The sequence below is a fragment of the Pseudoalteromonas sp. CNAT2-18.1 genome, assembly GCF_022347865.1.
GTDB classification, from domain to species: domain Bacteria; phylum Pseudomonadota; class Gammaproteobacteria; order Enterobacterales; family Alteromonadaceae; genus Pseudoalteromonas; species Pseudoalteromonas ruthenica.
In genome coordinates this window covers 333,831-348,400 of the sequence record NZ_JAKRFR010000001.1, presented here as the reverse complement: position 1 = coordinate 348,400, position 14,570 = coordinate 333,831, and the positions used below count along the sequence as shown (strand labels likewise).

The 14,570-nt window shown below is 51.9% G+C and carries 11 protein-coding genes; 9 read left to right on the top strand and 2 right to left on the bottom strand.

Translation table 11 applies throughout. The features are described from left to right. Positions 1-42 precede the first annotated feature (42 nt). On the bottom strand, positions 43-2,337 hold the full coding sequence (locus MHM94_RS01530) for a TonB-dependent receptor (RefSeq protein WP_235418477.1): 2,295 nt from the start codon (positions 2,335-2,337) through the stop codon (positions 43-45). 285 nt (positions 2,338-2,622) lie between these two features. On the opposite strand from MHM94_RS01530, the gene MHM94_RS01525 reads away from it, so the two are divergent. From MHM94_RS01525 to MHM94_RS01515, 3 genes are all read left to right on the top strand, one after another. Continuing rightward, complete coding sequence (locus MHM94_RS01525) at positions 2,623-3,549, top strand: diguanylate cyclase (protein WP_235418475.1); 927 nt, start codon at positions 2,623-2,625, stop codon at positions 3,547-3,549. Next, complete coding sequence (locus MHM94_RS01520; RefSeq protein WP_235418472.1) at positions 3,524-4,528, top strand: AraC family transcriptional regulator; 1,005 nt, start codon at positions 3,524-3,526, stop codon at positions 4,526-4,528. Before MHM94_RS01525 ends, MHM94_RS01520 begins: the two co-directional genes overlap by 26 nt. A gap of 76 nt (positions 4,529-4,604) precedes the next feature. Further along, positions 4,605-4,943: a DUF1232 domain-containing protein gene (locus MHM94_RS01515; RefSeq protein WP_130146169.1), complete on the top strand. Its 339-nt coding sequence runs from the start codon at positions 4,605-4,607 to the stop codon at positions 4,941-4,943. On the opposite strand, the gene MHM94_RS01510 is transcribed toward MHM94_RS01515, so the two are convergent. Next, positions 4,940-7,786 carry an FAD-binding and (Fe-S)-binding domain-containing protein gene (locus MHM94_RS01510; RefSeq protein WP_235418470.1) on the bottom strand — a complete coding sequence of 949 codons (2,847 nt, stop codon included), beginning with the start codon at positions 7,784-7,786 and terminating at the stop codon, positions 4,940-4,942. The two genes, MHM94_RS01515 and MHM94_RS01510, sit on opposite strands and share 4 nt — an antisense overlap. Before the next feature lie 261 nt (positions 7,787-8,047). Here MHM94_RS01510 and MHM94_RS01505 point away from each other — a divergent pair, with 261 nt between their 5' ends. The 6 genes from MHM94_RS01505 to MHM94_RS01480 all read left to right on the top strand — a co-directional run bounded on the left by MHM94_RS01505 (position 8,048) and on the right by MHM94_RS01480 (position 14,569). Then, the gene (locus MHM94_RS01505) at positions 8,048-9,868 is read left to right on the top strand and encodes a glycoside hydrolase family 3 protein (RefSeq protein ID WP_235418468.1); all 1,821 of its coding nucleotides are present in this window, start codon (positions 8,048-8,050) and stop codon (positions 9,866-9,868) included. Between the two features lie 31 nt (positions 9,869-9,899). Further along, positions 9,900-10,694, top strand: a complete 795-nt coding sequence (locus tag MHM94_RS01500; RefSeq protein ID WP_235418467.1) for a putative hydro-lyase — start codon at positions 9,900-9,902, stop codon at positions 10,692-10,694. An 8-nt stretch (positions 10,695-10,702) separates the two neighbouring features. After that, positions 10,703-11,431 carry a 5-oxoprolinase subunit PxpA gene (locus tag MHM94_RS01495; protein WP_235418465.1) on the top strand — a complete coding sequence of 243 codons (729 nt, stop codon included), beginning with the start codon at positions 10,703-10,705 and terminating at the stop codon, positions 11,429-11,431. Between the two features lie 41 nt (positions 11,432-11,472). Next, positions 11,473-12,291, top strand: coding sequence for a glutamate cyclase domain-containing protein (locus tag MHM94_RS01490; protein WP_235418463.1), 819 nt, complete (start codon positions 11,473-11,475; stop codon positions 12,289-12,291). Then, entirely contained in the window at positions 12,288-13,145 is an 858-nt protein-coding gene (locus MHM94_RS01485; protein WP_045980096.1) for a D-amino acid aminotransferase, read from the top strand. Before MHM94_RS01490 ends, MHM94_RS01485 begins: the two co-directional genes overlap by 4 nt. Positions 13,146-13,348: 203 nt before the next feature. Next, positions 13,349-14,569 (top strand): MFS transporter, encoded by a 1,221-nt coding sequence (locus MHM94_RS01480; RefSeq protein ID WP_235418461.1) that lies wholly within the window; start codon positions 13,349-13,351, stop codon positions 14,567-14,569. The last annotated feature ends 1 nt before the right edge of the window (position 14,570 follow it).

Below are 14,570 nucleotides of genomic sequence, written 5' to 3'. Positions count from 1 at the left end.
TCTTTCCTCATTAGCGTGGTGCATAACTCACCACGCCTAAATTTAAAAGGCGTAGCGCAACATCAATTGCACCACGGGCCCGGCCTGCTCCGACTCCAATTCGTATTCATCAAAGTCCCGCTCGATTTGCTGCTCTAAGGTATCGAACTTGTTGAATACTTCCTCTTTACTGGCATCCAGTAAGTTGGAGCCCACCATCCGTAGCGTCAGCTTTTGCCAACGTTTTTCTATAAACAGCTCAAGATCGGCGCCATAGTGCGTGCTTACCTCTTCACCGACAAAACGCCCAAGGGCATCGCCTTGCTTGCGATAGGTAGCCCCGAAAGACGCGCCTAGCTGAGGAAAGTCATGAATAAACCCGAGGTTATAGACGTAATCTGATTGGTCGTTAAATTTACGCTCACCGAAAAAGTCTTCGACTTCACTATCAAGCCAAGAGTAATTCACAAACACCCCGGTATTGGGTAGCCCCAACGCGCCTAAAGGTGTCGATAAGTCGAGCTCGACGCCATACACCGTGCCATCGCCGGTATTACGGGGTTGCAGCACAAAGGTGCCCTCGCCCTCGGCCCCTTGCATACCGGTATTGGCGATTTCAATTAAATCACTGACATCACGATAAAACAGATTCACGCCCATCACCCCAGTCTTACCGAGACGATACTCATAACCTAGGTCGACGCCCCACGCTGACTCCGGCTCAAGTGCCGGGTTGCCCAGTAAGTCGTTGTCGGCCAACTCCTCCTCACGCAGCGCGGGGGTAATATAGTCAAAGTCCGGACGACGTAAGCTGCGCGCTACCGATGCGTTGATGCGGCCGTTTTCTGCCACTTGCACGCGTATATGAGCGGAGGGCAAAATAAAGTCGTAATCGTTGTCGGTGCGCACCGCATCAACATGGTTGTCCACCTGCGAATCGGTGCTCTCCCAACGTACACCCAGCTCCCAAGCAAACTCTTGACTCTCGTGTTTAAGCAACGCAAAGACATCAAAACGCTGCTCTTGCACTGTGTTCACACCGCCGCTTACGGCCACAAATGGCGCATCAAAAGTGGCCAGCGACAGCGGCGACTGCGCGAATTGATCCCAGCTGCTTTGCATAGTTTCTAATTCACTTTCAGAGGCGAAAATATCGGTGTCCCGCTCTTTTTGCTGCCAAAACACGCCGATTTGACATTGTTTGCTATCGCTGTAGGGCTGACTGTGCTGCCATTGTAGCGTCCACTCTTTATCATCAATGTCGCTGCGCTCTTGCTCCTGCTCCAATACCATGGGCAATTCAGCGGTATCGAGTTCAACCTCTTGTTCAAATACCGACTCTTCAAAGCGCGCCACAGCCACCTTAAATTTACTGTTACCGCCAAAAAGTGGCTGGTTATAGCTGGAGCTAAGGCTGTAATTGGTCTGCTCAATATCGGCAATATTGGCATTATCGGTCAGTAAACTACCGCCGTTGGCCGCATCACCACTGGCCGTACTGGGGTGGTTATACTCATATGAGCGTTCATCCTCGCTGCGCTCGGTGTCGACCCAAATACCGCTGATGTCGAAATAGGCGCCATCGTTGAAGGTGTATTCATAACTGGCGTTCAGTGAGGTGTCATCGCCATCACGGGTATCGTCTTGATGTTCGCGATTATCGAAAGTTTGTTCACGGTAGTCGGGGTTGTTTTCCGGGCTATCACCGTAGCGAAAACTGGTCTTTTTCTTGGGGTTGTAGCGCCCTTGTAAATTGGCTCCCAGCAACAAGCGCCCGCCGCCAAGTTCAGTGCCATAGACACCGCCTAGGCTTTCTTTAAATTCACCATCATCGTAGCGCAGGCCGCCGGCGCGCAAGTAGCCACCGTCTAGGCTATAGCCATCACGCAAAACGATATTCAGCGTGCCGGCAATGGCATCGGCGGAGCGGTTAGCACTGGGCGAGCGGATGATCTCTACTCGTTCGATGAGCTCAGCGGGAATGCGATCAACAAAGAATGAGCGGTCGGCGCCAGCACCGGGTACTTCTTCGCCATTGATCAGCACCTTAGTATAGGCAGGACTCAAACCGCGCATACGCGCGCCATCGGATTCCAACACATCAGATAAAAAAGTCACACTCGGCACCCGTTTAAGGGCATCGCCAGCGGTCAGTGGTTCAAAGCGCTGAAAGTAATCTTGGTCATATTCCAAAGTGGGCGCTAGCTGCTGCGAGCGGTTGCGATAGCCGATGTCGCCGTACACCACCAGTTCCTCAGATACTTTCACCGGTTTGTTGGCGTTTTCTTGAGCGCCATAGGCGCTGATATTGGTAAGCGCTAATGCCGCCACCAGCGCTTTTAGTTTAAAGCTTGTCATTGCTATTTTCTCCTGCGTGTCCTTGGTATGGCGCTAAGCTAAAAACAGCAGATGACAGCACTGTGACAGTCGCTGCTATCGCGCTGCCCAAGCGAGCTAAATATGACGCGTTAAGGCGGCTTTTGAGCTGTAAAAACCCTACTCGCAGAGCAAAGAACGGGCTCTTGCACGGTGTTATCGCATGACGTGGTCATGATGCTGTCATATCATTGAGCCAATATGACCCTGCCCATAGTGAAGTTGGCCCGCTAGCATAACCACACACTAATTAACTCAAGGTCTTTCATGCGCTTTAACCCATTTCGTACTCATCCCTTACTGGCTCATATAAGCATCGCTTGGCTGGTACTTGCCGCGCTACTCAGCTATCAGCTGGGGGAGCTCAAATACAGTGGTGATATTGCCTGGCTTGATATCCTTGGCGAAGGCGGCATTGTGCTCATGACATTAAGCTGGATTGTCGCACTGCTGGTGTCTCGGCCACCGGGTAAAGTCACAACCTTGTTGGTGCTAGGGCTGGGGCTATTTATGTTTTCTGCATCATTAGACTTGCTTGATGAGTGGTTACACCAGCCCAGTCGTTATTGGTTAAGTTGGATTGAGTCTCTGCCTGCCCCCATAGGCATGTTATTCACCAGCGCCGGGCTGTATTGGTGGCATCAAGAGCAGTTTGTGCTAAACCGCCAACTGGCTCGCCGTGAGGCGCATATGCGCGACCACCAAAAAGTGTGCCCGGTCACCGGATTATATCGTATTCAGTATGTGCAAAAAGTCTTCGATAGTAGCCGCGAGAGCGAGACTAAATGCTGTATTGCCATGATTGATGTAGAGAACTTTGCCGCCGTCAACGCCCGCTTCGGCCTTGCCACCGGCGATCGATTACTGCGTGAGCTCAGCGATTTAATGGTGATGAATATTCGTATGGGCGATATACTCAGTCGTTATGCCAGCGACAGCTTCATTCTGCTTTTGCCCGCCACCACGAGTCGCCAAGCACAGCAGCTTATCGCGCAGTTACAAAGCGCCATTGGCCACTGCGCCTTTCGCCTTGACCCCCAAGGGCAAGCCCACTACATAAACACTTACAGCGCCGTTATTGAAACCGCAAAAGATGAGCCGTTGCCGCAGCTGTTGAGGCAGCTGCAACAGCAATTACAACAACAAAAACACCGACCAGGCCAGGGTGATGCCACGCTTTGCGCTTCAAGATAAAAAAGTCATTAGCAGTGAGGGGCTGATCAGTGCCATCGCCGAGCTGGCTCTGGCTCGTGGTGCTGATTTGCACAAGCTACTGCGAGGCACGGGGATTTTTAGTGACGACTTACTCGACCCGCACAGCCGTTTTAGTCATCATCAGCTAATGCGCTTGCTGGCACAATACCACGGCCAATTTCCTCACCCCGATGCGGGATTTTTATTAGGGCAGCAACTACTTAATGAACTGGGCACTGTCGGGCAAGCCTTGCTTAGCGCGCCCACTGTTGGCGATAGCCTACGTATGCTGCAACGCCTCTACCAACACATTGCGCCACTGGTCCATGTTCGTTATCACCTTTATCAGCGCCAAGTGCATGTGTTTATTACGCCAACGCTGGCCCCAGAGAGTAAGGCAACCGAATTACTTATGCAGGCCTATAGCAGCGCTTTCTATGCCCTGTTAAAGCGCCTAAGCCAAGGCTATCCACACTGTCACTTTGATTTTGCCTGTAAGCGCCCACGCCATATGTATGAGTTTGAGCACAACCTCGGCACGCGTTTACGCTTTGCCCAGCCCGTGTATAAATGGTCCTTTGCTGCTAGTATGCTCAGATGCACTAACGACAATGTCAGTCTGTTGCGCTGGCAACGTCTGCAAAGCCAACCTCGGTGTGAGTCGCCGCCGTATTTCATCGATGCGCTGTGCCAGTTGTTATCGCGCCAACCGCACCTTAGCTTAGCCGCACTCGCGCAACATATGGCCATGAGCCCTGCCACTTTTAAGCGCAAACTCAAAGAGCATGGCTGGCGCTTTTCCCAATTACAACAACAACAGCAAACGCTTAGAGCAGTTTATTTACTTAGCATTCGTGATAAAGGCAACGATTATGTGGCCAACCGCTTAGCCTTTTACGACACCCCGAACTTTCGTCGCGCATTTAAGCGCTGGACCGGCCTCACTCCGAGCGAATTAAAAGAGTCAATGAGCCTGTAAAAGGGCATAGGGTAACGCCGTGTAATACTTTTATTGCGCCCATGCATTATGCTGTCATTAACAACAGGAGTGACTTATGCACAGCAAACCCAATTTAAATCACCGAAGTGCCTATCCACGCTGGCTACTCATCGGCATTCGCGCCTTGCTCGCAAAGCTGCTAACCCTCTATTTCGCATGGCATTCACCAAAATGCACCGCTACGTATAAATTAGCGTTAATCGCCGCATTGGCGTATCTGCTTTTTCCCTATGATTTAATCCATGACTTGGCCACAAGTTTTGGTTACGCCGACGACGGCACCTTTATGGGCGCGGCGATCATGACGTTTTCATCATGCATTGATGCGCGAGTAAAAAGCCTAGCCAAACGCAAAGCACAGGCCATGGTCTATGTCCCCAAGGGTAAGCGTTAACTGCGTGCCTGCGCTTGCTCATTTAAGCGCAGCAAAAGCGACGTAAACACCACACCACTGTGTGCTTTAAGGCCAATTTCACAGGTGCGACTGTTGCTGTAACCGCTTTTGCAGCCAGGGGGCTGCGAGTCTGTGAGATGACGCAAAGCATGGCTGTTAAGCTCAGGATACGTGAACCCTTTATCACCGGCAAAACCACAACAACTGATATCGGTGGTACTGACTTTCTCACTCAATGCATTTGCCAGCGCCAACATGGCCTTGCCTCCGTCGAGGTGTTGCGAGCTACAGGTGACATGTAACCAGATAGGCTCGGCACTGGGGGTAATGTGCAGATGTGGCAGCAGGTACTGCTGCGCAAAGGTAATACTATCAAGCGGCGCGATGTCACCGTCACTAGCGCTGTGCAAGGCACAGGGGCTGGCATCCATGACCACTGGCCAACGCCCGTTGTCACTGAGCTCGGCCATAACCTGCTGAAGCTGTTGCTGCTTATACTGGGCTTGGTGCACCGCGCCTCGACTGTGAAACGCCATACCACAACACAATTGCCCTAGTTGTTTGGGCACAATAACCGTAAAGCCTGCTTTGGCACATAATTGTTGCAGTGTTTGCTGCACACTGTGCTCGCCATCGTTGGCAAAAACCCTATTTGCACAACTAGGAATGTACACCACGTTACGCTCCCCTGACTTACTGTGGCTCTGTGCTAGGTTTGGCTGCTTCTGCCCTTGCGGCCAGGCGCTGAAATAGAGAGGGGTGCCAAAACGCTGATGCAACCACTGGGTGCTGTTGTGTAGCTGCGTCTCGCCCACTACATGGGCCAGTTTTTTCATGCTACTGAGGCCAAAACGGGCAAGCTGCGTACTGCCCTGAAAATGCTGCGCACTGTATTGGGCAATGCGATTAGCCAAACGCGATTGCGCAAACCCCTGTTGGCGTAGCGATTTCACATAGGCACCGGTGTCTATGCCAACAGGGCAGCGCGTTGCACATAATCCGGTCGCGGCGCAGCTGCTATCGACTAAGTGCTGAAAGCGGCTTTGAACGGCCCCTAAACGCTGCCTTAAACGAGGGCTTGGGCTGGTGCTACTGGCTAATTGCGCCTGAAGCTCTTGTTGATGACGACTCAAACTAATACGTTGGCGCGGCGTTAATGTGTAACCTTGCGATGGACAAACAGGTTCGCAAAAGCCGCACTCGATACAGCTATCAATAGTGTCATCGGTCGCTGGCAGAGCTTTAACATGCTGCAGGTGCGCACGCGGGTCGCTATTGATGATCACCCCAGGGTTAAAAATCCCCTTGGGATCAAACAGCTGTTTTATCTGTTTCATGACTCCATAGCCGTCATCTCCCCACTCTAGGGCTACAAAGGGGGCCATGTTTCGTCCCGTCCCATGCTCGGCTTTCAGCGAACCATTGAGTTCAACGGCCACCAACTGCGCCACCTCGGCCATAAATTGCTCGTAGCGCGCCACCTGCTCATCGTTATCAAAGCGCTGGGTAAATACAAAATGAAGGTTACCGGCTAAAGCATGACCGAAAATAATGGCTTCTTGGTAATCGTGCTTGGCAAACAAGGCATGCAACGCCTTAATGCCGCGTGCCAAATCGCTGAGCGCAAAGGCGACATCTTCAATAATCACTGTGGTGCCTATCTCCCGCACCGCCCCCACCGCTGGGAAGGTGCCCTTACGCACATTCCACAGCGCCTGTGCCCGCTCGCTATCACTGCTAAGAGCATATTGATGAATAATATCGCTTTGATAACGCTCGAGTAAGGCACTGACAGCGGCGCTGGTGGTCTGTAATTCAGACTCGTCAGCGCCGGCAATTTCAATCAACAGCGCGGTGGCCTGCGCCGGAAAATCGACAACCTCGTTGGGCATAATGGTCTGTTCGCGCACCGACATCAGCGCGCGTTTATCGAGCATTTCCACCGCCTCTACGGGGTAGCGACTGAGCTGCTCAATAAAATCGCAAGCGCTGTCTATTGTCGCAAAGGTAAACAGCCCAGTGTGTTTATGCGCACTATGAGGCACGGTGTGGTAGGTAATATTGGCAATGAATCCAAGGGTGCCTTCGGAGCCGATCAGCAAATGCTTGATAATATCGATGCCATCTTGGTAATCGACAAGCGCATTCAGGCCATATCCTGTGGTGTTTTTCAGTCGGTATTTATGTTCAATGCGCGTGCGCAGCGCCTGGTTTGCCCGCACTTGCTCGCCGAGATGCTCGAGGGCCTGTACGAATTCGCCGTGACTGCGACGAAATTGCTCACAAGAGTGTGCATCTGCGGTATTTAGCTCAGTGCCGTCGGCCAATATAATGTGCATGTCCTTAAGCGTGTGGTAGCTGTTATGCTTAACACCACAGCACATGCCTGAGGCATTATTTGCGGCAATACCGCCCACCTTGCAGCTGTTGATCGAAGCCGGATCAGGGCCTATTTTACGCCCAAATGGTGCCAGCAGCTGATTGACCTTAGCACCGATAAGCGCCGGTGATAGCGTTATCCAATCACCGTTGCTACCGATTTCATAATCCTGCCATTGCTCACTGAGCACCACCAATACACTGTCGCTAATCGCCTGCCCGGAGAGACTGGTGCCAGCAGCACGGAAGGTTAACGCAACCCCAAAGCGCTGGGCTAGGGTGATTAACTGTTGCACCTGCGCGCGGTGGTGTACACGCACCACACACTCGGGGGTAAGGCGATAAAAACTGGCGTCGGTGCCTAGGGCATAACGCAAAGCATAATCTGTGATCACCTGCTCGCAGGATAAGGTTTCACGGGCAGCCTCAATGAAGGCTTCCATGGCGGCGCGGTACTCTGACATAATGACGGTCACTAATAGCGGGCGATGTGCCTTAGCATAGCTTGGAATAAAATATTATTAAATCCCTTAAGGTAGATAGTTTTACGCCTAAGCAACTGAGATCAGTACATGTTAAGGTCAGTCCGTCTAAAGTGATTGTTTTTTTACCACTACACACTATAGAATCGTGAATAGTTTATTCCAAAATCAGTCTCGGAGCGAGCCGTGTTTTTTCGCCAGATAGCCAAGGCACTAAGCCTTGCCATAGTAGGATATGCCGTTATGAGTGCCCCAAGTTTTGCCGCTACCCAGCTCACCTTAAAGCAGCAAATTGGCCAAAAGCTAATGTTAGACTTTCGCTATTACTGCGGTGATAGCACTGCCAGTGACCGCTGTCGCACCCCGATGACCAAGCTGCCACAGGCCCTTGCCGATGCCATTAGCACGCACCACATTGGTGGCGTGATCCTATTTGCCGAGAACATCGACAACACCGAGCAAATTGTCGCGCTGAACCGCGACTTACAACAAGCGGCGCTGGCCTCCTCATTAGCGGCCCCTTTGTTTATTAGTGTGGACCAAGAAGGGGGGCGCGTTGCTCGTATTCCCCGTCATCTTGGTACGGCGATGACTGGCAATATGTCCATCGGTGCGACCTATGCAAAGCATGGCAGTGAATATGCCAGCGCCAGTGCTAAAGTGATTGCTAAAGAACTTCGGGCCATTGGTTTTAACGTTAATTACGCGCCCACCTTAGATGTCAATATGAATCCTAACAACCCGGTGATCAATGTGCGCTCCTTTGGTGAAGACCCGGCCCGCGTCGCAGAGCTTGGCGGCGCTCAGGTTGACGCCTATCAACACCAACAGGTCATTGCCGCGTTAAAGCACTTTCCGGGTCATGGCGATACCAATGTCGATAGCCACACGGGTTTACCTAAGGTCATGCATAGCAAAGAGCAGGTCATGGCCCAAGATATTGCCCCGTTTAGGGCGGTGATTGAGGCCGGCCATGCCCCGGGCATGATTATGACCGCACACATTCAATACCCGGCGCTCGACAGCAGCACCTTTGTCAGTAAACAGGGGCAAACAATGGTTAAACCGGCTACTATGTCGCGGGCCATTATGACCTCACTGCTGCGTGAGGAGCTGGGTTATCAGGGTGTCACCATCACCGATGCGTTAGATATGGCGGGTATCAGTGACTTTTTTACCCCCGAAGACGCACTCATTAACACCTTCAAGGCCGGTGTCGATATTGCGCTTATGCCCATTGCTATTCGCAATGAACAAGATATTGCCGAGCTTAATAAGCTCATTGATGCCGTAGCCCATGCCATTGAGCGCGGCGAGTTAGAGCGCGGCGAATTTGCGCAATCAGCGCAGCGGGTTATGGCTTTGAAAGCCGACTATCAATTACTGCCAGCGCACTTTGACAATCACCTGCTACAAACCGAGCTAGCGGCGATGACCTTAGGCAACGCCAGTCACCGGGCCATTGAAGCCGAGCTGGCCAGCGCCGCTATCACCGATATCAAAGCTGGACAGCGGGCCACCACCTTAATTAAACAAGCGCGCAAAGTGGCGCTCATTATGCCCGATACCCGCAAGTGTATGGCGTTGCAGCAAGCTCTGGATCACCTCAGCGAACAGCACCGAGTGTTTCACTGCATTAGTTTGCAAGGCCACGACCCTGAGCAAGCATACTTGGATATCAATGACGCCGATGTAGTTATCGCGGCGAATGCCAGCCCACCACAAAGTGCCGTCGAAATAGGCGGCATGGACGATGTTTCAGCCTTAGCGCAATTTGCGCTGAATCGTCAGCAGCAACCCGATGCGCTGGAATCGTTATTACAACACGCGCAGCAAAGCGACACCCCGGTGATATTTGTCAGCTTGCGAGCCCCTTATGACATTACTCAATTTGGCGCCTACGCGCAGGCCGTGTTGGCAACCTATGCGTATAATATTGATGTTGATGATGGCGAAACCGTACAAGGCCCAGCCTTTACTGCATTGGCCAAGGTACTCTTAGGACTGCGGCAGGCCCCTGGAGAACTGCCGGTTACTATAGCGCCGACCAAGGTTCTGCGCTAGGGTGGGGATAAACACGATATAAGATACTGTTATGGACGCAAACGCCTCTTTAAAAACACCTGCGGACATCCGTCGGTTGATACGCGATGGTCATTATTCAGGGCATACCTCAGGGTTTGCCCCCGGTTATGTGCAAGCAAATGTGGTGATCTTACCTAAAAAATATGCCTATGATTTTTTGGGCTTTTGTCAAAATAACCCACGCGCCTGTCCGTTACTCGGTCACACTGAAGCGGGCGCCACCGAGCTACCGCGTTTAGCGCAGGATCTGGACATTCGCACCGACATTCCCAAATACCGAGTGTATGAGCTAGGACAAAAGATCAGTGAGCAAACCGAAATTACCTCGCTGTGGCGCAAGGACTTAGTGACCTTTCTGATCGGCTGCTCATTTTCTTTTGAAGAGGCGTTATTGGCCGATGGCATTGAAGTGCGTAATATCACCGAAAACTGCAATGTTCCCATGTATGTGACTAATCAAGCCTGTCACCGCAGCGGCGTGTTTGGCGGCAACATGGTGGTGAGTATGCGGCCCATGACCCCTAAAGATGCCATTCGCGCCATTCAAATATGCAGCCGCTTTCCTAGTGTGCATGGCGCACCGGTGCATTTTGGCGATCCTCAGGCCATTGGCATTAACGATATTAAGCGGCCCAACTTTGGTGATGCGGTGAGTATAAAGCCAGGCGAGGTGCCGGTTTTCTGGCCATGTGGGGTGACGCCGCAGGTGGCCATTGCCACTGCTCGCCCGGATTTTTGCATCACCCATAGCCCCGGGCATATGCTGATTTTAGATATTAAAAACACCGCACTATCGAGCTTTTAGGAGTGTTTATGCTATTGAATTGCGACTTAGGTGAAAGCTTTGGCAACTGGCGTATGGGTGAAGATGCCTTAGCCATGCCCCACATTGATTTAGCCAATATCGCCTGCGGCTTTCATGGCGGCGATCCTCAGGTAATGGCCTGCACCTTAGCACTGGCCAAACACCATCAGGTAAGTATTGGCGCACACCCCAGCTACCCTGACCGTCAAGGCTTTGGGCGACGCTCCATGGCGCTCAGTGCTGACGAACTATGTAGCGATTTACATTATCAAATCGCCGCTTTAGAGGGCATGGCTAGGGTGCAAGGATTAACGCTGCGCTATGTGAAGCCGCATGGCGCCTTATACAACGACATGATGCGTGATAACGCTATTCTCGCCACCGTGATGCAGGCCATCGCCAGCTATCCGAGCGAGTTGCAGCTGATGTTGCTGGCCACCGGGCAGCGTCAGCAACATGAATTAATGGCGCAGCAGCACGGCCTGTCATTATTATTTGAAGCCTTTGCCGACCGCCGCTACACCGATCAAGGCACCCTTACCCCACGCTCACAATCAGGCAGTGTGTTGGATAAGCAAGCTATGCTTGAGCAAGTTCAATTATTGGTGGCCGAGGCCAAAGTCATCACCGACAGTGGCCAAAGCCTCACGCTCAATGCCGATACCTTGTGTGTTCATGGCGATAATCTCGAAGCCGTCAATGCCATCAAAGAGATCCGTGCACTGTGTGCCCGCTAACACCGCAACTACAACTCAGTCGACACATTGAAGATTGCCTGGTGGCGCAGAATTTGCGCGGCATGACGCTGGTACAAAAGGCGCTGCAGCCCGGCTATGTCTATCGCGCCGCAAAACAGTTATTTGCGGCCCAAGAGCAAATTTTAATTGCTACAGGCTTCCCCGTAGCGGGGACTTTTGAAACCGATGGCCCGGTCGGTGCAATGGCGCTATATCAGGCGCTAACCACACTCGGCAAAGAAGTTAAATTAATCTGCGCAGATCCGCTATACAGGAAGATCGCCGAGGATTATAACTGTATGCCGCTGCCTTTAAATGATGTCGTAGGCGCTCATCAACAAGCCCAGGCCTACTACCACCATCACCGGGTCAGCTGTGTGCTCGCCATTGAGCGTCCTGGGCTCAACGCGCAAGGACGCTACACCAATATGCGCGGTGAAGATATTAGCTCCGGCTGCGCCAGCTTTGACCCCTATATGACGTTGGCCCCGTGTCCAACCTTGGCCATTGGCGATGGCGGTAATGAAATTGGCATGGGAAAGGTAAGCGAAGCCCTTGAACAACTCGCAATTACCCCCAGTGTCACCAGTTGTGATGAGTTGGTTGTGGCCGACGTATCGAACTGGGGCGCATATGGCTTAATTGCTTTTCTGGGGTTGTGGCAGCAGCAAGACCTGTTAGGTGATATTGATAGCCCGGCGTTATTGCGCTACTGCAGCGAGCTCGGCAGTGTCGATGGCGTCACTTTACGCAATGAGCTGACCGAAGACAGTCTCGATGCCAGCCATGGCCAAGGCATCATCAACCAATTACGACAGTTAACGGGCTTTTTGCCCCAAGAGAATGAGGAAACCCCATGAGCCTTGTGTATTTAAATGGCGATTACATGCCACCAGAGCAGGCTAAAATCTCACCGATGGATCGCGGTTTTTTATTTGGTGACGGCATTTATGAGGTGGTGCCCGCCTACCATGGTAAGATGCTCGGTTTTGATGCCCATATCCAACGCATGCAATCGGGGTTAGCGGCCATTGATATTGAGCTTGACTACACGGCGCAGCAATGGCGGCAAATCTGTGACACCTTGATTGCCAAGAACCCGGGCCCAAACCAAGGTATCTATCTGCATGTTAGCCGTGGGGCCGATAGCAAACGCAACCACGCCTACCCGCAAGGTATCACGCCCACGGTTTTCGCCTTTTGTTTTGAGCTGCCCGGCGAGCCGGTTTGCGATCCGGAGTTAGCCACCAGCTACCATGTTTCCCTCGAGCAAGATAAACGTTGGCAACGCTGTAATATTAAGTCCACCGCCCTGCTTGGCAATGTGATGCATTATCAAAGCGGCGCAGCGGCAGGTAACAAAGAAACCATCTTATTCAATAGTGATGAGCAGATTACCGAAGCAAGCTCCAGCAATGTGTTTATCGTCAAAGATGGCGTGATCAGCACCCCGCCGTTAGATCACCAGATTCTTCCTGGGATCACCCGCTGGCTGATCCTCACCATTTTAGCCGAGCACAGCGACTTTGCCGTGCAACAACGCGTGATCAGCAAAGCGGAATTACTTAACGCCGATGAAGTATGGATCACCTCGGCAACCAAAGAAGTCGGTCCGGTGGTTAAAGTCGCCGATCAAGTCATTGGCAGCGGCCAACCCGGCCCGGTATGGCAACAAGTGCAAAGCCTGTTTAGCCAACATAAGTTCGACTACTAACAACGACCCCTTATAGCGCCGGTGTGAGGCTGTCGCTGCATTCGAATTCAGGGTACAAACCTAAGCTCAGCCCTTGCTTGAGGGTGCCACTTTAAATTATCATACAAATAGGCGTCGTACAGTCTCAGACTCAATCTCTCTCTCCTGTTTTTCTGTCTCCATTGGCGCCGATAATCACAACCAATTACTACAAAAGGGTTCTTATGCACCACCTTGATAGTCAGGGCCGCCAACCTATTGGCGTTATTTTACTCGTGTTGGCCTTGGGGACCTTTATTTTAGGTCTGACCGAATTTTCGATGATGCCCATGTTACCTTTGATCAGTGAGACCTTTGCGGTAACCCCCGGGCAAAGTGGCTATGCCATTAGCGCCTATGCCATCGGCGTCGTGATTGGCGCACCGGTGTTTATGCTCGTGTGCGCAAACATGAATAAGCGAAACGCGCTGGCCATATTCGTTGCCATTATGTTTGTTGCCAATGGCCTCAGCGCAATGGCCCAAACGCTGGAGCAGCTCGTGCTATTTCGTTTATTAAGCGGCCTCCCCCATGGCGCATATTTTGGTACTGCGCTGTTGCTGGCGGCTCAGCTGGCCCCCGCTCATCGCCGCGCAAGCTTTATGGCTAAGGTATTTATGGGGCTGACCATCGCCACTATTGTCGGTGTGCCGCTCGTTACCTTAATAGGCCAATCACTCTCATGGCGCTATTGTTTAGCTCTGGTGGCCCTACTCGCCTTAATCGCTTTTGTGCTGGTGTTATGGCTGGTGCCAAACCAAGCCAACAAAGAGCACACTCATTTAGGCGATCAGTTAGAGGTGCTTAAGAATCCACTTGTTTGGTCTATTCTTGGAATTATTATCATAGGTTTTGGTGGCGTCTTTTGTATTTATACCTATATCGCCGACACCATTTTACAGGTTACGCAAAGCGCTGCCGTCACCATTTCCATCGCTATGGTGATGTTCGGTATAGGCTGTACATTAGGCAATTATGTACTGGGTAAAGCCGCCGACCACTCTGCGCTTATCACCACAGGTGCAGCGCTGCTTGGCGCGACCTTGTTTGCGTTGCTGTATGTTAATGTAGCCACAAATATTTATCTGCTGTGTGGGGTGATCTTCTTTATTGGCTTTAGTGTTGGTTTAGGCACCGTGATCCAGTCGCTGCTTATGCAGGTCTCGCCGCAAGGCCATGCCATGATTGGGGCGCTAGTGCAATGTGCCTTTAATACTGCCAATGCAATCGGTCCGTGGGCTGGGGGCATGGCCCTTACTTATGGTCTACAGATGAACGAAACAGGCTATGTCAGTGCAAGTTTGTTTACCGGTGGCTTGGTGATGTGGGCGCTGAGCGTAGTGTTACTGCGACGTAAAGTTGCGGCACCTGTAGATTACCAACAATATGCGACTCGACGCCTGTAAA

Excerpts from the sequence above, each read along its gene's own strand:
- MHM94_RS01495 (WP_235418465.1), top strand. The coding sequence starts at position 10,703 with ATGCTATTGAATTGCGACTTAGGTGAAAGCTTTGGCAACTGGCGTATG.
- MHM94_RS01500 (WP_235418467.1), top strand. The coding sequence starts at position 9,900 with ATGGACGCAAACGCCTCTTTAAAAACACCTGCGGACATCCGTCGGTTG.
- MHM94_RS01480 (WP_235418461.1), top strand. The coding sequence starts at position 13,349 with ATGCACCACCTTGATAGTCAGGGCCGCCAACCTATTGGCGTTATTTTA.
- MHM94_RS01485 (WP_045980096.1), top strand. The coding sequence starts at position 12,288 with ATGAGCCTTGTGTATTTAAATGGCGATTACATGCCACCAGAGCAGGCT.
- MHM94_RS01525 (WP_235418475.1), top strand. The coding sequence starts at position 2,623 with ATGCGCTTTAACCCATTTCGTACTCATCCCTTACTGGCTCATATAAGC.
- MHM94_RS01530 (WP_235418477.1), bottom strand. The coding sequence starts at position 2,337 with ATGACAAGCTTTAAACTAAAAGCGCTGGTGGCGGCATTAGCGCTTACC.
- MHM94_RS01520 (WP_235418472.1), top strand. The coding sequence starts at position 3,524 with ATGCCACGCTTTGCGCTTCAAGATAAAAAAGTCATTAGCAGTGAGGGG.
- MHM94_RS01515 (WP_130146169.1), top strand. The coding sequence starts at position 4,605 with ATGCACAGCAAACCCAATTTAAATCACCGAAGTGCCTATCCACGCTGG.
- MHM94_RS01505 (WP_235418468.1), top strand. The coding sequence starts at position 8,048 with ATGAGTGCCCCAAGTTTTGCCGCTACCCAGCTCACCTTAAAGCAGCAA.
- MHM94_RS01510 (WP_235418470.1), bottom strand. The coding sequence starts at position 7,786 with ATGTCAGAGTACCGCGCCGCCATGGAAGCCTTCATTGAGGCTGCCCGT.